This is a genomic window from Mycobacterium sp. IDUB_3 (assembly GCF_055419585.1).
Genome location: NZ_JBVAXZ010000001.1, coordinates 2,933,451 through 2,950,568 on the forward strand (window position 1 = coordinate 2,933,451; position 17,118 = coordinate 2,950,568).

At 63.5% G+C, this 17,118-nt stretch carries 24 protein-coding genes and 1 tRNA gene; 5 read left to right on the top strand and 20 right to left on the bottom strand.

Annotated features, from left to right (window positions below; translation table 11 throughout):
* A complete protein-coding gene (locus ACZYVJ_RS13465; protein WP_463831439.1) occupies window positions 1-798 on the bottom strand; it encodes a hypothetical protein in 798 nt (265 codons plus the stop codon).
* A gap of 530 nt (window positions 799-1,328) precedes the next feature.
* On the opposite strand from ACZYVJ_RS13465, the gene ACZYVJ_RS13470 reads away from it, so the two are divergent.
* Window positions 1,329-1,619, top strand: a complete 291-nt coding sequence (locus ACZYVJ_RS13470) for a DUF732 domain-containing protein (protein ID WP_463831440.1) — start codon at window positions 1,329-1,331, stop codon at window positions 1,617-1,619.
* A 149-nt stretch (window positions 1,620-1,768) separates the two neighbouring features.
* Here ACZYVJ_RS13470 and ACZYVJ_RS13475 read toward each other — a convergent pair whose 3' ends face one another.
* The 3 genes from ACZYVJ_RS13475 to ACZYVJ_RS13485 form a co-directional block, all read right to left on the bottom strand.
* Window positions 1,769-2,449 (bottom strand): hypothetical protein, encoded by a 681-nt coding sequence (locus ACZYVJ_RS13475; RefSeq protein WP_463831441.1) that lies wholly within the window; start codon window positions 2,447-2,449, stop codon window positions 1,769-1,771.
* 26 nt (window positions 2,450-2,475) lie between these two features.
* Window positions 2,476-2,847, bottom strand: coding sequence for a hypothetical protein (locus tag ACZYVJ_RS13480; protein WP_463831442.1), 372 nt, complete (start codon window positions 2,845-2,847; stop codon window positions 2,476-2,478).
* 823 nt (window positions 2,848-3,670) lie between these two features.
* Window positions 3,671-3,856 (bottom strand): hypothetical protein, encoded by a 186-nt coding sequence (locus ACZYVJ_RS13485; protein ID WP_463831443.1) that lies wholly within the window; start codon window positions 3,854-3,856, stop codon window positions 3,671-3,673.
* A 226-nt stretch (window positions 3,857-4,082) separates the two neighbouring features.
* On the opposite strand from ACZYVJ_RS13485, the gene ACZYVJ_RS13490 reads away from it, so the two are divergent.
* Window positions 4,083-4,547 carry a DoxX family protein gene (locus tag ACZYVJ_RS13490; RefSeq protein ID WP_463831444.1) on the top strand — a complete coding sequence of 155 codons (465 nt, stop codon included), beginning with the start codon at window positions 4,083-4,085 and terminating at the stop codon, window positions 4,545-4,547.
* Window positions 4,548-4,897: 350 nt separating this feature from the next.
* Here ACZYVJ_RS13490 and ACZYVJ_RS13495 read toward each other — a convergent pair whose 3' ends face one another.
* The 10 genes from ACZYVJ_RS13495 to ACZYVJ_RS13540 form a co-directional block, all read right to left on the bottom strand.
* Window positions 4,898-5,299: a hypothetical protein gene (locus tag ACZYVJ_RS13495; protein ID WP_463831445.1), complete on the bottom strand. Its 402-nt coding sequence runs from the start codon at window positions 5,297-5,299 to the stop codon at window positions 4,898-4,900.
* A 29-nt stretch (window positions 5,300-5,328) separates the two neighbouring features.
* On the bottom strand, window positions 5,329-5,949 hold the full coding sequence (locus ACZYVJ_RS13500; RefSeq protein ID WP_463831446.1) for a hypothetical protein: 621 nt from the start codon (window positions 5,947-5,949) through the stop codon (window positions 5,329-5,331).
* Window positions 5,950-6,008: 59 nt separating this feature from the next.
* Entirely contained in the window at window positions 6,009-6,473 is a 465-nt protein-coding gene (locus ACZYVJ_RS13505; RefSeq protein WP_463831447.1) for a helix-turn-helix domain-containing protein, read from the bottom strand.
* A gap of 489 nt (window positions 6,474-6,962) precedes the next feature.
* Window positions 6,963-8,141 (bottom strand): cytochrome P450, encoded by a 1,179-nt coding sequence (locus tag ACZYVJ_RS13510; protein WP_463831448.1) that lies wholly within the window; start codon window positions 8,139-8,141, stop codon window positions 6,963-6,965.
* On the bottom strand, window positions 8,138-8,416 hold the full coding sequence (locus tag ACZYVJ_RS13515; protein WP_463831449.1) for a hypothetical protein: 279 nt from the start codon (window positions 8,414-8,416) through the stop codon (window positions 8,138-8,140). Before ACZYVJ_RS13515 ends, ACZYVJ_RS13510 begins: the two co-directional genes overlap by 4 nt.
* Before the next feature lie 82 nt (window positions 8,417-8,498).
* Window positions 8,499-8,879 carry a hypothetical protein gene (locus ACZYVJ_RS13520; RefSeq protein ID WP_463831450.1) on the bottom strand — a complete coding sequence of 127 codons (381 nt, stop codon included), beginning with the start codon at window positions 8,877-8,879 and terminating at the stop codon, window positions 8,499-8,501.
* A complete protein-coding gene (locus ACZYVJ_RS13525) occupies window positions 8,876-10,183 on the bottom strand; it encodes a DUF3631 domain-containing protein (RefSeq protein WP_463831451.1) in 1,308 nt (435 codons plus the stop codon). Before ACZYVJ_RS13525 ends, ACZYVJ_RS13520 begins: the two co-directional genes overlap by 4 nt.
* Complete coding sequence (locus ACZYVJ_RS13530; protein ID WP_463831452.1) at window positions 10,180-10,506, bottom strand: DUF2742 domain-containing protein; 327 nt, start codon at window positions 10,504-10,506, stop codon at window positions 10,180-10,182. The genes ACZYVJ_RS13525 and ACZYVJ_RS13530 overlap by 4 nt, the downstream gene beginning before the upstream one ends.
* Window positions 10,503-10,730 (bottom strand): DUF6011 domain-containing protein, encoded by a 228-nt coding sequence (locus tag ACZYVJ_RS13535; RefSeq protein WP_463831453.1) that lies wholly within the window; start codon window positions 10,728-10,730, stop codon window positions 10,503-10,505. The genes ACZYVJ_RS13530 and ACZYVJ_RS13535 overlap by 4 nt, the downstream gene beginning before the upstream one ends.
* 53 nt (window positions 10,731-10,783) lie before the next feature.
* Window positions 10,784-11,005 carry a helix-turn-helix transcriptional regulator gene (locus tag ACZYVJ_RS13540; protein WP_463831454.1) on the bottom strand — a complete coding sequence of 74 codons (222 nt, stop codon included), beginning with the start codon at window positions 11,003-11,005 and terminating at the stop codon, window positions 10,784-10,786.
* A 109-nt stretch (window positions 11,006-11,114) separates the two neighbouring features.
* On the opposite strand from ACZYVJ_RS13540, the gene ACZYVJ_RS13545 reads away from it, so the two are divergent.
* Both ACZYVJ_RS13545 and ACZYVJ_RS13550 read left to right on the top strand, forming a co-directional pair.
* On the top strand, window positions 11,115-11,828 hold the full coding sequence (locus ACZYVJ_RS13545; RefSeq protein WP_463831455.1) for a hypothetical protein: 714 nt from the start codon (window positions 11,115-11,117) through the stop codon (window positions 11,826-11,828).
* Complete coding sequence (locus tag ACZYVJ_RS13550; protein WP_463831456.1) at window positions 11,815-12,939, top strand: tyrosine-type recombinase/integrase; 1,125 nt, start codon at window positions 11,815-11,817, stop codon at window positions 12,937-12,939. The genes ACZYVJ_RS13545 and ACZYVJ_RS13550 overlap by 14 nt, the downstream gene beginning before the upstream one ends.
* A 45-nt stretch (window positions 12,940-12,984) precedes the next feature.
* On the opposite strand, the gene ACZYVJ_RS13555 is transcribed toward ACZYVJ_RS13550, so the two are convergent.
* From ACZYVJ_RS13555 to ACZYVJ_RS13565, 3 genes are all read right to left on the bottom strand, one after another.
* Window positions 12,985-13,074, bottom strand: a tRNA-Ser gene (locus ACZYVJ_RS13555).
* 29 nt (window positions 13,075-13,103) lie between these two features.
* On the bottom strand, window positions 13,104-13,562 hold the full coding sequence (locus ACZYVJ_RS13560; protein WP_463831457.1) for a nucleoside deaminase: 459 nt from the start codon (window positions 13,560-13,562) through the stop codon (window positions 13,104-13,106).
* Window positions 13,559-14,080 carry a tRNA adenosine deaminase-associated protein gene (locus tag ACZYVJ_RS13565; protein ID WP_463831459.1) on the bottom strand — a complete coding sequence of 174 codons (522 nt, stop codon included), beginning with the start codon at window positions 14,078-14,080 and terminating at the stop codon, window positions 13,559-13,561. Before ACZYVJ_RS13565 ends, ACZYVJ_RS13560 begins: the two co-directional genes overlap by 4 nt.
* A 102-nt stretch (window positions 14,081-14,182) precedes the next feature.
* Here ACZYVJ_RS13565 and ACZYVJ_RS13570 point away from each other — a divergent pair, with 102 nt between their 5' ends.
* Window positions 14,183-15,154: a prephenate dehydrogenase gene (locus ACZYVJ_RS13570; protein WP_463831460.1), complete on the top strand. Its 972-nt coding sequence runs from the start codon at window positions 14,183-14,185 to the stop codon at window positions 15,152-15,154.
* Here the strand turns inward: ACZYVJ_RS13570 and ACZYVJ_RS13575 are convergent.
* The 3 genes from ACZYVJ_RS13575 to ACZYVJ_RS13585 are packed head-to-tail and all read right to left on the bottom strand — an operon-like array spanning window position 15,117 to window position 17,116.
* Window positions 15,117-15,716, bottom strand: coding sequence for a putative glycolipid-binding domain-containing protein (locus ACZYVJ_RS13575; protein WP_463831462.1), 600 nt, complete (start codon window positions 15,714-15,716; stop codon window positions 15,117-15,119). The two genes, ACZYVJ_RS13570 and ACZYVJ_RS13575, sit on opposite strands and share 38 nt — an antisense overlap.
* Complete coding sequence (locus tag ACZYVJ_RS13580; RefSeq protein ID WP_463831464.1) at window positions 15,717-16,433, bottom strand: ABC transporter permease; 717 nt, start codon at window positions 16,431-16,433, stop codon at window positions 15,717-15,719.
* Window positions 16,430-17,116, bottom strand: coding sequence for an ABC transporter permease (locus ACZYVJ_RS13585; RefSeq protein WP_463831466.1), 687 nt, complete (start codon window positions 17,114-17,116; stop codon window positions 16,430-16,432). The genes ACZYVJ_RS13580 and ACZYVJ_RS13585 overlap by 4 nt, the downstream gene beginning before the upstream one ends.
* Window positions 17,117-17,118 lie beyond the last annotated feature (2 nt).

The following is a 17,118-nucleotide window of genomic DNA, read 5'->3' on the forward strand; positions in this document are numbered from 1 at the left end:
CTAATTGTCGTAGGGGAATAAATTGCGCCAGCCCTCTGGCTGGCTCCACAGGAGCACGCGCCGCGAGAATTCAGGCGCCAGCCACAAGTGGCTGATGTGCACTGGAACGGGTGGTGGTTCGCGAGGGACCGCATCGTCGAACATGAGTACCGAGGAAAGTTTGAACGGGAGGGCGCTCCCGTGAAGCGGGATGAAAAGATGGTGTTCGTCGGCGTCGGCTCTGGCGAGTTTCTGAAAGTGACTCGGGATGTGTGGGCGTTCGAATGCGGTGCCCAGCTCCTGAGCAAAGCCCGATAGCGAGTCATCGATGAATCCGGCCTGAGCGGCGGCTGTGATCATCGCGCCCGGCTTCTGCATGGTGCTCGCGAGTTGTTCTGGGTGGCCGACCATGTTGCATGACGAATGCTCTATCAGCCACTGCAGGTCTGGATCCGCAGCGGGAGTCCACGCAAGCGGATGCCGGGAGGGATAGGCGATGGCCGCCGATTCGCAGATCAGAATGATCTTCTGGTAGCACTGTTTGAGCCGACGCAGGTCTTGCGGCGAGCCGACCTCGATACTCCAAAACCAGTTACCAGGCAATGGCCACCGGTGGTTGTCTCGGGCAAGCAAGCTAGCTGTTTCAAGCGCGCCCTCGGCCGCTAGGTTCGTCACCTCGAATGCGGCCCTGCGCCCGTCTTTTAGTGTCAGCATGACGTCGACGACGCCTTGACGGGCGCCGACATCCCAAGCCTCCGCGGCGACGACTCCGAGCGTTCGGACGGCGATAAGGCAAGCCGCCTGCTCTTGTCTCGGCAAGTCAGCTATTCCAATTAGGACTGGCTGTTCAGCCACGCCGGTGAAGCCTAGTCAATGACGTACCCGGAGCTAGCGGCCAGGTCGAAGTCCATGGCGGTCTGCAGAATTCGAGCGCCCCTACTACCTCGACGCTCTGAAAGATGACGTCGGGGCGGGTGACCACCACACGCGGGGGCGCTACGTCACTGCCCACAGTTTCAGGCTCCGTCGGGATCAACCACTACCCGTTGCAGAACTGCGAACCGCATTGCAGTGGTATCTCGCCGCAGCCCGTCATCATGAAGGCGGTGCAGGCGAGCATGACTGCGACGAGGATTCGGGTTAGACGAGGCATGACCCAACTCCATTTCTCTATGAAAAGGAACTGTTGCCCGAGAACACGACAGTACGTCAGCGGTTCGGCGCAGTGAGCGATTTTCACAAATTCCGATGTGACTACTCGCGGAAGCGCTTATGCTCCAATCGACGAGTCGGGCAACGTCACGAAGCGGGTTTGGAACCTAACCCACGCAAGATTGTTGGGGGACCCAGTGTTTCGACTTATTGCACTACTGAGCGCTGCCCTCGTCGGCGCGCTGATAGGCGCGACGCCTGCCCATGCTGACGGCGACAGCTATATCCGTTACCTCAACGACCACAACATATTCGTGCCGGGGATAAACGACGCCGTCAGGATCAGTCGCGGATCTCAAGTGTGCACCTCATTGCACAACGGCATGACACCGCAACAGATCATCGACGCGAACCCGATCGTGTATTTCGATCTGCGCGGAGTGATCGACGCTGCCCAGCACGAGCTCTGCCCTGACACGCTGCACTAGGAGCAACGCGGAGCGGACGCGAAGCACGGGTGGTGAGCACCTATTGATCACGGTATCGGGACGCCAGTCGGTGGGTGCACTGTCGCTCACCTATCAGCCCGCATTAGTCGGCCCGCCGCTTATGACACCGCGCGGCTGTCTTCCCCCAGCTACGGGACGAGCGGGACGGCTATTCCGCCCCAATTGGTCCCGGTCGGTGCGGTGGCGCTGAAGGTTACTGTTGCGGCGCCGGGTGAATCCCCGATCACCAGCGGGAAGCTAACACTGCTGCCGTACAGGGCGCTGTAGCGGACAGTTTGGCTATAGCCTGTGAAGCCCCCTGATGTCATGCCGCCCCCGGTGAACGCCTGGATAAGTGCGCGGCCACTGGTGGACGAAACCGTCTGGGATGCGCTCGTGCTGGCTGTGGGCCCAGCAGTAGTCACGGTGCCGAAGCTCGACCCGGCCGTGTAGGAGACAGAGTCTGCGGCCGTCTCCCAACTGGTGCCCCCACTGTTAGTCAAAGTGATGGTTTGCGCGCCGGTCGGCGGATTAATCAACCCAAATAAGTAGAGGTAGAGGTAGAAGCCGCCGCCTGGGTTGTAGACGGAACTCCCGTAGGTGCCCAGTTGCCCTAGCAGGGTCATTGATGTACTGCCGACCTTCGCCGACGGTGTCGGCGATCCCGAGTTGGTGTAAGAACTGACCAGCGCGACAACAGCTTTTGCGGATGAGCCGATCGTGTGCGACCACGTTGGGGATGTTGACGTCCCCGCATAGCCAGCCCCGGTGGCGTCGTAGGGTACGGCCGGAATAATCCTCGGCGGCGGGTGCCCAAGCGCACTCATCATCGGAAAACCGCGGCCAAACCTGCACATCAGCTCGGGCTTTCCGCGAGGTCATCGAGTACGTAAGAGAAGCCATCCTTATCGTCACAGTGCTGCACCAGCCGCAGAACGGTTCCGCACGGGTAAGCGCCTGCGGCTACTATCGCGTCGGCCGCTACTTCGCGGGCAAGCGCTTCCAGAGGTTCATCGAACGTTTCGTCGTCGTGGCCGCTGCATTCAAAGGTGTAGCGGCAAGCGCTAATTAGGTCATCCTCGCTGACTCCCAAGTCGCGGACCATGACCCTGGTGGTGCGGTCGCGCCATGGGCAGATGCCGGGCACCACAAGCATCTCGCCGTCGACCTCCCACTGGAAGAAGTCGCGATTGGCTTCAGTGGCCGTGTGCACGGTCAACACCTTCATTGCTTACCTCATCCTCTGCCCGTCTGGCGGTCACCGCTAACGCTAGAAGGACAAGGGGCGCAATCGGTTTCTGCTCGCGTCGGCGCGAGTGTCAGAAGGGAGGTGTCCAAGGGTTGCGTCGGCCTACTCGGGGCTCGCCCGAACCTACGTTTCCTCGATTCACTGCCCCAATTCTGTCCGCAACCTCAGGGGGAGGTAGCGGTTTCCATGACGTCACGACTTGAATGTCTGTAGCTTTGGGCATGATCTCGGCCCATTGGCCATAGCAGCTAGCCAGCTTTGCGCGCTTTCGGGCGGCCGTGGTCAGGGTGGTGTACCAGACCCGCTGCTTAAAACCCGTATACGAACCCTGATAGGCGATCGCGGCCCAATGCTCATCTGCGAGTCGGAAGCATACGACGGATTTCTCCACCAGGCGCTTGTCGCGCTCGGCAGGTTGCTTTATTGCGTCGAGCGCGGTGGCCAGTTCGAAATACCGTCCGGCTAGCCACATGTCACTCCAAGTCATCACCTCGTCAATGAACCCGACCGACTGGGTGGCGCTAGTTTCCCAACAGTCGCCGGATCTGACAGCCACGAACCCGTAACCGGATTTGATGAACCTCACCACTGAGCCATCAGCAGGCTCGGGGAGCTGCTTACGCTCAGGGGTAGGAAACATGCGCGTAGTTTCCTGGATTTTTCAGCCCTGTGTAAAAAAAATCGGTGACCATGGTCGACCGGTAGGGGGTGGCCTCAAGAAAAAGGCGGGCCGCCCCCTATGCCGGGGTGCGTGGTCGCGGAGGGAGAACTTGGGCGCGCAACTGACCCCGTTGTTGCGGCGCTACCCAGAATGTTGGATGACCGGGGCATGCGCCACGTGCGCGTAGATCCGGGCGATCTTTTCAAGTTCCTGCAGTCGATATGTTTGGTCCTCGCTACTTGAGACCAGCTCATCGAGTTCCTTCTCGATCTGTGCGTAGAGTGCCGCGGCGGCCTTCGACTTCTCGTTGACACCGGTTGGGGGCATATCGGGGTTCCCCTCCTTTACGGGGTTAGTTGCCCGGTGCGGGCTGAGGACCGCCGACGGGATGCATGAGCGGAAGTTCACACACACACCCAGTCTGCCCCAGCCGGCCCAGGGACTATGGATCATTGGTTGGTAGCGAGTGTTTCCTGCGGCGGAGCGGCTTTCGAGCGTCGCCCGCCGATACATTGCTCTCTCGCTGTGGCGCCGTCTTGCGTATCGTCAGCCCATGACCCAACGGCTGGAAACCCGACTCAACCCGCGTGCACCGATAGTCCTGAGCCTGTTCCGGATCTTCTTCGGGCTTCTGTTCCTCTGCCACGGCACGTCCCTGCTGTTCGGGCGGCCGGCGGATACCGTCGCGGACACTGGCTCGCTCTTGTGGGTTTCCGGGTTGATCGAGTTGATCACGGGCATCTTGATCAGCCTTGGACTGTTCACGCGTCCAGCGGCTTTCATCGCCTCCGGCGAGATGGCTGTCGCGTACTTCACCCAACATTTTCCGCACGGGTTCTGGCCGATCGGCAACGGCGGTGAACTCGCGGTCATGTACTGCTGGGCGTTCTTTCTGCTGGTGTTCACCGGGCCGGGTGCCTACGCACTCGACACTAGGTTCGGACCACGCGGCCCGGGGTTCGTAAAAAGCTCTCTGCGTAGGTCGCCACGTCTGCCGCGCGGGCGCGGGCGTCGATAGCAAAGTAGACACAATCCGCAGTAACCGCTTCCGCTAGAACGGCACCCGCATGATGTCCGTGCTGCCGTCTCCGTGCCGTTCTTGGCGCCAAGCTTGGTGAATCTGTTGACGGAAGCGCGATTCAAGCTGTCCGCCGCGCGTAACGAGATGTGGGGTATCGCTTAACCGAGCCATGGCCAGGTGCGTTGCCATGGTGCCCCAGTAATGGTCGTCCATTCTTACTCCCTGGTTGTTGGTGGGTGTTCGGCACCAGCCGGTCGCGCCAGCGTCGTCGACCGCGGCAGCGGAGCCGGCTGGTGCCGCCTGTCCGCGCACCACAGAAAGGTAGCCGGCGCGCGGGCGAGGGCTAATTAGGCGGCTGTCCCGGACAGCGCGCGGACAGCGTCCTTGCGGGCTTTTACGGCCGCGGCGACAACGTCATTGGCGAAGCGGAAACCGCCATCCCTTAGGGCGGTGCGAGCAGTGGGCGCACCAGCGGCCAAATCCACACCGAGGTCCTCAAGGGCCTTGAGGCATTCGTGCAATGGTTCGGCGTCGACATTGAACGGATCCGCTTCAGACGCAGCTGGCTCGATCCGCTCGACCATGCCACTACGGAGCAGGAACTCGGCTTCATCGTCGGACAGCCACGGGATGATGTCGCCGTAGTTCGTTGGTCTGCCCAGGTTTGGGCAATCGCGGTAGTGATAGTTGATTGAGCCGGCCTGGTCGTGCACGAGGACCAGAGGCGCCTTTACGCGGTAGGCGGACATAGTCGAACCTTTCTTCTCCTGATGCGGGTTCAATTCCCTCGGACTGCTTTTGGCTCCCAGTACGCGGTGCCGTCGTCGTTCTCGATCAGCGCCGGGGTGTAGTCATCGGCTACAGCTGGAATGTTGTAGTACCGGGCCTCCGGAGGTTTCAAGCCCGCACGAATCCCCATTTTCCAGGCGACATCGCGATAGGTTGGGTCCTCGTTGATCTCGGTTTCCGTGCGGCCGCGGATCTCTGCAGAGTTGGACGGGCGCGACGACGTCGCGGGGCGGTGGAAGTACGACTGATGGCTTGACGCAATGCTTTTGGACTGCGGGCCGAGCCACGGCGACATAAGGCGGTTGTAAACGTCTTCCAGTTCGGACTCGGGGGCCGCGCCCATCTGTCCATCCGGTCTGATGCCGGGCGCCAACGACGCAAGCACTAATCGATTGGCAGGGCGATCGCGTTTGAGTGCCTCACGCCAGCGTTGAGCGCTATTAGCTGTCAGGCGACCATCGTTCACCGCTGCAGCGACTAGCCGCCGATCTTCGGACTCAAGGACTTTCTCGGCCTGCGTGCGGCTTTCGGCTTCGCACCTGGCGGCGTCCTGCGCCAGGATCTTGTCCGCGGCGGCCTTGATCGTTTCCCAATCCGATGACGGATCCACGTCAACGATCCGTGCTAGTTCGGCAAGTTCCTCGACTGATACGGCTATCATTTCCATATCTAGGCCCCGTTCCCTTCGCTCATGCGGGTTTGCCATCTCTCCAGGCTCTCGACGGTCACCATGTGTTGGCGGCCGACCTTTCGGCTCGTGAGATTGCCTTTTCGGCAGTGGTCACGGACGTTATCGGCTGTACATCCAAGTGCCGCAGCGGCTGTCGCGGTGTCCACACAGGCGTCATACCCAGAGATTATTGTTTCGACGGCGGTTAAACAGCTTTCCTCGCGTTGGCGCGAGTCACCAACGCTGACCGCGGCTTCAGCGAGTGCATGTTGGGCCTCAACCAGTCCGGCCGGAACGCAGCCATTCCGTCGAGATGCCATTTCGGCGTACTTGCCGAGCCAAAACACGACGAGCCGCACCAGATCCGGGTCGACTGCGACGACGTCGAGGCGCTGCACTGCGCCAGCAAGGCTATTCGGCCGGCGGCCAGCCTGGGTGCTGCGCGGGGGCTCGGCCGCGGTCATCAGGACTCCCCCTCCACAAGCTCGTCCGCCGCGGCCGCCAGTTGGCTTGCCAACTCGATCGCCTCATTACGGGTTGCGGTGAATCGCAGACCGCACAACTCGAGCTGCACACGACCATTACTGGCCCAAGCCGCAGTCTCGATGTGATGGCGGCGGCCTCTGAGTCTCACCGCCGAGTTCCTGTCCCGGACAGCGCCGGCGTCGCCGCTCGTACACAGTTTTCACGTCGGGGAGGGGGGAGCTTGACGCACGAACGGTCGAGTAGGCCCCCCGGGTGCCTCCGGAAAGTCGGCCGGGGGGGTAGCTGCTGCCACTGCTCGGTCCCTGGAGCAACGAGTGTGTCGTTACGGGGTCGCACGCTCATCGCCCCGACTTCGGGCACAGACGGGTTTGTGTCCAGCATGGCGCCGATCGGGCGGCCGCAGGCGGACATGATCTGCCGTAGCTGTAACAGAGCCGTCCGAAAGTCGACTTGGCGCTTTTCGTCGGTCATTGGTTGGCCTCCCACCGCAGAGGCAGTGCGGCCATTTTGTTGGTGCCTTCAGTGAAAACCGGGGCGTCTCGGCCGAAGCCGGATTTGGTCGCGAAGTCGGGGATGCGGCGCAGCCACTCGGTCAGGATCACTTGCAGCTCAAGTCGGGCCAGATGGATGCCGAGGCAATGCCGCGGCCCGACTCCGAAGCTAAAACTCTGCTTTCGGCGCACCTTGCCGCCCTCGATTGACATGTCGGTGCCGCCGTCCATGCCGGCCGGCTGTAGCAGCAATGACAGGCGCGTGCCTGCTGGCAGCGTCTGGCCGCCGATGGTGACCGGCTCGGTGGTGACGCGGGCAACCGACGTCACCGGCGGATCAAGGCGCACGATCTCGTCAACGAACGACGCCATCTGTTCGGGCTGCTCACGCAACTGCGCCCGTAACTGCGGGTTGCATGCTAACTCCAACAGCGCGAATCCAATTGCCGCGGCGGGGTTATTGAGTCCAGCGATCACGAGCAACGTGTAGAACCCGAGGACATCGGGGTAGCTGAAGGGTTCGGCAAGCAACTGTGAGAGAACCTCGGCGCCTCGACGCCCAAGCCGCTCATCGGTCGCTTCGGCCTCAATCCGCCCAGAAAGGTAGGCGAGCAGATCGCGTACCGGCGCGAAATCAGTGTTTTCGCCACGGTTTCGAAGCTCGCAGGTTCTTTGGACGGCGGCTCTCATCCCGATCAGTCGGTCGCGGTCCGCGAGCGGGAAACCTAAGAAAGTCAGCAAGGCCTGCGCGGGGTACAGATTTGCGATGTCGGCCATGGCGTCGCACTCGCCCTTGGCTACGACGGCGCCGACCAGCGCTGTTGCCTGCTCGTGCAGCGCTAGCATCAGTTCGGCGACAGCACTCGGGCTAAACAAGGGACGCAGCGCCTGGCGGTATCGGCCGTGCTCGGCTGGCGGGCATGACAGCGGTACCATCGGCAGTCCTATCTCACCAAGAACCGCTATGGGCGGCCTCGCGAACGTCTCGGGTTGGGTCGCCGCCGCCACCACATCGTCTCTGCGGGTCAGACATCGGATGCCGTTCACCACCACAATCGGTTGGGCATCCCCCACTACTTTTTTCCATTCGGCGCGGTGAGCCGGGCGCCAGTGATTCACTCCGCCGGCGTCATCCTCGGCCTCGGCGGCGGTCATTCGTCAGCTCCTCCTAGATCGAGTGGGCGCGTGGCTTGGTCGTAGGCGGCTATCGCAGCCCGCAGTGTCTCGATATCGCTGGCGCCGAGCGAATATGGGCCAAGTTCTAAATGCCAACCGGCGGCCTGGTCGTGAACCAGCCGGACCGGCATCGCGACCCACGAGTCAATCTCGTCGAGGTATGGCTCGGCGTCGCCGAAGCTGTCTAAGACCCAGCGCCCAAATCTGTTATTGGCATAGGTGCGCGGGGCGTCGAGCACGGGAAAATCTGTCACGGGTTCTGCTCCTCGGTGGGTGATGTTGTTGGGAGGCTGTTTCGGGCATTGCGGTGCGGTCGTCTTCTGGCCAGAGCAGGCTTTATCCGGCCTCCAATTCGCGCCGTGCGTCGTTTAACTCGCGTTGGAGTTGCGGGCAGCCAGTGTCCTGGTTATCGGGGTGCAACACACGCGTCAGTGCTCGGTACACTGCCGGAGCGCGGTTCGGGCCGACGCGGCGGAACAATCCGTGGGCCCACCCTTCGCATGTCGTGTGCAGTCCCGTTATTTCGCAGCCGATGCCGCGCATTGCTTTCGAAAGTGGCGCGGCCCATTCGCTATCGACGGACCATTCCTTTGTGTGCGCATTCCAGCTCCGTGCGTGCTTGGGAACTGTCCGCTTGATGAGGTCGACGATCACGGGGTTGTAGTCGAACCGGATGCCGTAGTGGCCGTTACGGCGGCTGAAGGTGACGTCGGTCATTTGTCAGGCCTTCCGGTCCGGCAAGGCTTGCATTTCCCGGCTGCCCGGCCTTCCGGGGTGATGAGTTGATTCCCGCAGTCGCATCTGTGGATCTCGCCGTTGGGTTTGGTACGCGCGTTTTCCCGCAGAGGCTCGAAGGTAACGGATGTAGCGGATGTAACGCTTTCCTGGGGGGACTCTCCCAGGGGATCTAGATAACGCTCCCAAGCGTCGGTGAGTTGTCCACGGGTGTACCCGCGTAGCACTTGACCATCGACCCGTTGAAGATCCGGGCTGATGCCGTATTTCCTGAGCCGCTGTGCCAGGCCGCGAGCGTCAAGCGGTTCGCCTCGGCGAATGACTGCCCAAGGACTCTCTTCTATCTCCTTGAGGTCAGTAAGAACAACTTCAGTAGAGAGACGTTCGGCGCCATGCTGATTGAAGATGGTTCGGAGGTCGCGGAGCAGTTGCACTCCGAGGCTGGGTGCCTTCCCCATAGAATCCGTTACAAGCGTTACAGCCGCTACTCGGGCTACTTGAGGCCACTGGCCGCCGGCTAGCTCGGCAACCGCAAGCAACGGCTCCCAGACGTCGGCCGCGCGGTCCTCGACACCGTTGGGAATCTGAGGCCACATTCCTACGGCTTGCTCTCGCACTGAGTTAGACCAGGCGCCAAGCCGCGCCGCTAACTGCTGGCCTTGCGAGGCGTGGATTCGGTGGCGCCACGGCTCGACCTTCTCTGAAGGTGCCCGCCTACGCATCCGAATCACAACGGATCGCGACATCAGTGTGTCAGGGAGGTCGTCGAGTCCTGCGAACGCTACGGCGCAGTAGGCGGCAAGCTCTTCGGTCTCGACTGTCTTGCCCCGCACGACGCAACGTCCAGCCATGGCACCCTTGCGATGCCCTGCGTTGAGCATTCCGCGAATGTCTTCGTTTTCTTTTGCCTTCGGTCCGAAGACTGTGTCGATTTCGTCATAGAGGATGGTGGGCAAGCCGTCAGGATCGGACACCTTACGAAACAGATAGGCCGATGTCGTGTTGACTGCGTGAACCGGGCGCGGCACAAGGGGTTCTGTGACCTCCAGTGCTCGTGACTTCCCGCTGCCCGGTTCGGGCGACAGGAACGCAATGCGTGGCGTGGATTCCCAGCACTCAATCAGCCAGGCGTGCGCGATCCAGAGTGTGTGGGCGGTGAGTGCATGGTCGCTGGGGTACGCGACGAATCGCGATAGGAATGTCCGCATGTCGTCAAGCAACTGAGCGCCGTCTGGATTGTCTTCGGCATACCACTCAAGGAGTTCCTCGACGCGGTCCTCGATCACGAGACCGCCCGCTTTAGCCAGGGCCGATCCGCACAAAAGCTGTCGCGCTGGTGTATTTCGCGGCTTATGGCCGACCAGTCGGCGGCCGCTGCGATAGCCCGACTGGCCTCAGCGTGGGCTGTCTGAGCGACTTCGACGCGAAGGACATGATGTTCTCCAGCCACCGCTAGGGCTAAGAGCTTTCGCGGATCACCATCCGACATGGCGCACCACTGAGGTGTTCCGGCCCACGGCAGCGGGCGGGCATTGGCTTGGGACAGCACGGCTTCCAGGAAGCGATGCACTTCTGACCAAGAGACCTGCTGTGAGACTGAGGCGCTCACAACGCCACGGCTTCAATAAGGCGATGACGCCAGCAAGTTGGGCCGCTTGATCTAGCGATCGACAGCGGCGCCCACAGTGGTCGGCGACAGCGGCGGCATCGCACGGTAGAATCGATGTCGGTTGATGTGGCGTGGTGGCTACTAAGATCGTTGGTCGGCTCCTGGTTCTGCGGGGGCCGATCTTCTTTTGACGGAGTGGCGGCCGTCAGGCCCGGTGGGCTCATGTCTGTCTTCCAAGTCTGCGTGGCCTGGTTTGGATGGGTTTACGTCAGAGGGATTAGCGGACTACTGCCCCACGAGGGTCATCCGTGCGCTGGATTGTGTTGGCCGCCAAATACTCCCGCACGTCGGACCAGCGGTATAAGACTCGGCGCCCCCGTTTGATGAAGCGTGGCCCAGTACCACGGAAGCGCATCTGCGCTAGGCCGGCCTCACTTGTGTCAAGCACCTCCGCGACTTGTGCGGGGGTGGCGGTGTCGATGTCGACAGGGATCTGCATCCGCTTCCTCTTTCATCGGGCTACGCACAACCGCGTAACTTCTACTAATGAAGGAAACACATCAGTTCGGCATTGTCAAGCTACGCACTACTGCGTTATCGTGCATCTCATGCGTGAGCCGCTTGCAGTGGTAGTCGGTCGGAATTGTCAGGCGATCCGTTCAAAGTTCGGCGTGACTCAAGAGCAGTTCGTGCACTATGCGCGCGATGCTGGTCTGCGTTGGACAGCCTCGAAAGTTGGTGACTTCGAGAGAGGTCGGCGTGAATTAGCTTTCGGGACGGTTCTGGCAGTCAGCTGGGCGCTGTCAAGAGCGCAAGCGGACGCGAAAGAACGCGGTCTTGCCGTTGGCCGTCAAATATCACTGGCCGACCTGGTGCAGTTCGACGGGAACGTGGTCCTTGCTCCCGACGGCCCTGATCCCTTGGGCTCTGTAGTTGCAAGCGTTTGTCGCGGACGCCCCTGGCCGCTGCACCCTGTCGAGCTGATGGGCGAAGCGGAAGCCGACGCGTACGGGGTGTACAAGAATGTTGTCGACTCGGCCCTCGCCGCTGCAGTGGTGGATGGCTATTTGGATCCGGACGTGACGGCGGCCGAACTGGCGCAGACACGCCAACGGTCCGGCTTGGCAGAGGACCGACTGGCCCAGCGACTGAAGGTAAGCCGGGACCGTCTAGCGGCCGTGTCATTTCGGCTATGGCAGGGCACTTTCAGCGAAGAGCGGGACCGACGGGCCGGCCCAGAGGCCAACCAGCAGAAGCGTGGCCGCATCTCGCGCGAGATGCAGGCAGAATTGCAGGAGGCGCTGGCCCATGGCGACAGTTGAGAAGTATCAGACTGGGGGCGGCGCAACGCTTTACATGGTTCGATACCGCAAACCCGATCGCGGGACGACGATGAAGCGCGGGTTCAAGACCAAACGCGCAGCCGAGCAGTGGGCGAACAACGTCGAGGTCAAAAAGGCGATCGGCGACTACGTTGCACCCTCCCTGGGCAGGATCACCGTTGGTGAGCTCGCTGTTGACTGGCTTACTCGGAAGAAGCAAGCGACCGCCCCGAGCCACTACCGAATGCTTGAGTCCGCGTGGCGTGTGCATGTGAAGCCACAGTGGGGCAAGGTCAGCGTGGCCGACGTCGACCAGCTCGACGTCGAAGCGTGGATAGCCCGTATGGGCACCAAGGGGGCTGGCGCCACCACCGTACTTCGGGCGCATGGCGTGTTGTCGGGCATCCTTGGCGCCGCAGTGAAGGCGAAGCGGATCGTGGTTAATCCCGCCAAGGGCGTGGAGAACCTGCCCCGCAAGACGGCACGCCGGCATATCTACCTGAGCGCCGACGATGTGCACCGGCTGGCCGATGAATCCGGCCAGCACCGCGCCCTGGTGCTCGTCTTGGCCTACTGCGGGCTGCGGTGGGGCGAGGCGATCGCGCTGAGGGTGCGTGATGTCGAGTTCCTGAAGAGGCGCCTGGTGGTGTCCGAGAATGCGGTGCAACTCGGCGTCGACCATGCGGTGGGACAGACGAAGGGCCGCAAAGTGCGATCGGTGCCAGTGCCGACATTCGTGCTTGATGAACTGTCCGTGCAGTGCAAGGAGAAGGGCCCCGGCGATCTAGTATTCCCCTCGCCAAGCGGCGGCTATCTGCCTCGCCCTAAGTCGTCAGGAGGGTGGTTCGCCGCCGCGGTGAAGCGCGCCGGAGTCCAGCAGGTAACTCCGCATGATTTGAGGCACAGTTGCGCGAGCCTGGCGATCAGCGCCGGGGTGAACGTGCTGGCGCTACAACGGATGCTCGGGCACACGTCGGCGAAGGTCACTCTGGACACCTATGCGGACCTATTCGATACCGACTTGGATGCCGTCGCGACGACGCTGCATGCCAACTATTCACGCGAGAATGCGCGCAAAATGTGCTCACCAAGCGCTCAAGCGAGCACATAGCAAACGCAAAAAAGCAATCTAGCTGCGCGAACAACCGTACAGCTTTGGCGGTGGCGGAGGGATTTGAACCCTCGGACGGTTTTAGCCGTCACACGCTTTCGAGGCGTGCTCCTTAGGCCGCTCGGACACGCCACCGCCGAGCAGCTTACCGAACGGCATGCCCCTCACCCCAATCGCTGGCGGGCGAAGAAGGCCTCCAGTGGCGCGGCGCACTCCTGCGCCAGCACGCCGCCGCGCACTTCCGGGCGGTGGTTGAGCCGCCGATCGCGGACCACGTCCCACAACGACCCGACCGCTCCGGTCTTGGGCTCCCAGGCGCCGAACACCAGGCGGGCGATGCGGGACAGCACCAGAGCGCCCGCGCACATCGTGCACGGCTCGACGGTGACCGCCAGCGTGGCGCCTTCCAGCCGCCACCCGTCCCCGAGTACCTCGGCCGCCGCGCGCAGCGCCAGGATTTCGGCGTGGGCCGTAGGGTCTCCCCACGCCTCGCGGGCATTGACCGCGCGGGCCAGCTCGGTTCCGTCGGCGCCGACCACTACCGCACCGATGGGCACATCGCGGGGACCCGCCGTCGCGGCGACCGCCAGTGCGGAACGGATCAGGTCTTCGTCAGTGATCACCGACCGAGGCGGTCGATCACCGCCGACAGCTGATCGGCGAAGCCCATCTCGCGCGCGATGCGACCCAGCTGCTCGTCGGCGTACAGGTCGCTCTCATCGAGGATGACCCCGAGGACCGCCTCGGGCAGCCCGACGTCGGACAGCAGCCCTAAGTCACCCTCTTCGAAGGGATCGGAGTCCTCGAGATCCTCGGGATCGATGTCGGCGTCCAGCTTGTCGAGCACCTCGGCGGCGATGTCGTAATCCAGGGCCGCGGTGGCATCCGAGAGCAACAACCGCGTCCCCGACGGCGCAGGCCGGACGATGACGAAGAATTCGTCGTCCACATCCAGCAGGCCGAAGACCGCCCCGGAACTGCGCAATTCGCGCAGCTCGGTCTCGGCAGCCGCGAGGCTCAGCAGCGATTTACGGGCCATCGGCGCGCAGCGCCACTGCCCCTCTTCGCGCACCACCGCAACGCCGAAACCGTCCGGCGTGTCCGCGGACAGGCCCTGGGCAGAGGCCCGTTGTGCTCCCATGGCCGCTTACGGTAGTCCCTGACCAGGCCCCTGACCAGATGGCTCCTGGTAGCCGCGAGATCTGACGGCGCCGTTCCCGACCGGATGTGCCAACCTTGGAATGTGGCAAGCCCTCCTTCCAAGACGCCGGTATGCGTACTCGGGCTGGGACTGATCGGTGGCTCGATAATGCGGGCCGCCACGGCCGCCGGCCGTGAGGTGTTCGGCTATAACCGCTCGGTGGAGGGCGCGCAGGCCGCGAGCGCCGACGGCTTTGACGCCACCACCGATCTGACCGCGACGCTGTCGCGCGCCGCCGACTCCGGAGCCTTGATCGTGCTGGCGGTGCCGATGCCGGCGATGGCAGGCATGCTCGCCCACATCAAGGAGACGGCCCCGGCGTGTCCGCTGACCGACGTCACCAGCGTCAAGCAGGCGGTGCTCGACGAGGTGGCCGCGGCCGGGCTGCAGCGGCGCTTCGTCGGGGGGCACCCGATGGCCGGTACCGCGCATTCGGGTTGGACGGCCGGCTACGCCGGGTTGTTCACCGGTGCGCCGTGGGTGGTCAGCGTCGACGATCATGTCGATCCGGCGGTCTGGTCGACGGTGATGACGTTGGCGCTGGACTGCGGCGCGGTGGTGGTGCCGGCCAGGTCCGACGAACACGACGCCGCCGCGGCGGCCATCTCGCACCTGCCCCACCTGCTCGCCGAGGCGATGGCGGTCGTCGCCGGAGACGTTCCATTGGCCTTCGCACTGGCCGCCGGGTCATTCCGGGACGGGACTCGGGTCGCGGCCACCGCCCCGGACCTGGTCCGCGCGATGTGCGAGGGCAACTCCGACCAACTGGTACTCACGGTCGACCGCGTCATCGAGCAGCTGCGTCGCGCTCGGGACTCGCTGGCTTCCCACAACTCGGTCGCCGACCTCATCGAGGCCGGCCATGCCGCGCGAACGCGCTACGACAGCTTCCCGCGCAGCGACGTCTTCCACGTCATGATCGGGGCGGAGAACTGGCGTGCGGAATTGGCCGCCGCGGGCCGGGCGGGCCAGGTGATCAGATCCGCTCTGCCAAGCCTGGATAGTCGACGATGAATCCTTCTTCGTCGACGCTCACTGTGGTGTTGGCGATCGGCGTATGCACCTTGATCCCGTCGCGGCTTCCCGTGCTGCTGTAGCTCACGGTGTCGGCGGTGATGGACATATCCGGCATGTTGACATAGACCACGGGCAGCGTGACCGCGGCCGCCCGCTCATACACGCCGAGCCGCCGGATGGGCAGGGCGTTGAAGAACGGGCTGAACTCGACGTCGACGTCGAGCGCGCCGTTGTAGGCCGCGCGATGTTCGCCCTGATGGTCGGTGACCAGCCACATGTTCTCTTCGTCGCGGGCGAAGGAGAAGACGCGCTCCCGCTCGGCGAGGGTGACGGTCATTCCGAGCCGCTTGGTGGCGCCGGCCTCATCGGTCAGCAGGTCGTAGTAGGCGCCGAACGCCGGATGGGTGTCGGTGGCGGCGGCGATGATGCGGCCATTGGCCTTGATTCTGTTGCCGGACACCTGGACTCGTACCGATTCCATCCGGGGAGCATCATGTGCGCGCCAGGTGAGCATCGCCTGCCACACGCGGCGAGACGGTTCAGAGGGGGCTGCGTTCACTCATCTACCGTAAGACGTGCCCGCCAACCGCTGCGGAAGTGCCCGGTATGTTCGCCGCAGCCGACCGGTGCCCGGCGCCGAAATCCACACCGCAACCGCCAGCAGTCCGTCGAGCATCAGCGCCAACGCGGCCACCATCAACGCCCCGACCAGAGCGAGATGAAACTCACGTTCTTTGATCCCGTCGATCAGGTATCGGCCCAGACCACCGAGGCTGGCGTAGGCGGCCACGGTCGCCGTGGCGACCACCTGCAGCGTCGCGTTGCGCAGTCCGCCGAGAATCAACGGCAACGCATTCGGCACCTCGACGCGCAGCAGCACCTGGGCCTCGGTCATGCCCATCGCGCGGGCCGCATCCACGACGGTCGGCTCAACATTGGCGATACCGGCGTAGGTGCCGGCCAGCAACGCGGGCACACCGAGCAGCATCAGCGCCACCAACGACGGGCCCAGGCCCAGCCCGAAGAGCAGCGTCCCGAACAGCAGCACGCCCAGCGTCGGCAGGGAGCGCAGGCCGTTGACGGCACCCACCACCAGCAGGGTCCCGCGCCCCGTGTGTCCGATGATCAGGCCGACGGGGATCGCGATCAGCGCCGAGGCGCTCACCGCAAGGGCGGTGTACTCGAGGTGTTCCAAAATGCGGGCCGCGAGCCCGACCGGGCCGGTCCAGTTGTCGGCGGTCAACATAAAGGAGATCGCCCGCCCGACGAAGTTCACCGTGCACCACCCACGACGGGCGCGACGACCGAGTGGCGGCCGGTGCTGCGCGTGGCGTGTGCCCACGGCGTCGCAAGGCGGCCGGCCGACACGATGAGCACGTCGATGACGACCGCCAGCACGAACAGCGCGATGATGCCGGCCAGGATCTGATCGCTCTTGTTGGTCTGGTACCCCTGGGTGAACCAGATGCCCAGCCCGCCGATGCCGATCACCGAACCGACCGAGACCATCGCGATGTTGGTGACCACCACCACCCGCAAGCCGGCGACGAGCACCGGAATCGAAAGCGGCAGTTCGACTTTCAGCACCCGCGCGATCGACGAGTACCCGACCGCGGTGGCGGCGTCACGCACCTGGGCGGGCACCGCGTCCAGTGCCTCGAGCACCGCCCGCACCAGCAGCGCGGCGGTATAGGCCGTCAACGCCACCATCACGTTGGCCTCGTCGAGGATGCGGGTCCCGATGAGCATCGGCAACACCACGAACAGCGCGAGCGATGGAATGGTGAACACGACGCTGGCGGCCGCCGTCGTGAGTCGGCGGGCGATTCGGGTGCGCTGCACCAGCATGCCCAGCGGCAGCGCGATCGCCAGACCGATCAGCACCGGCACCAACGCCAGCCGCAGGTGCACGACGGTCAGCCCCCAGGCGTCGTCGAGGTGGGTGAGTAGATAGTGCATCG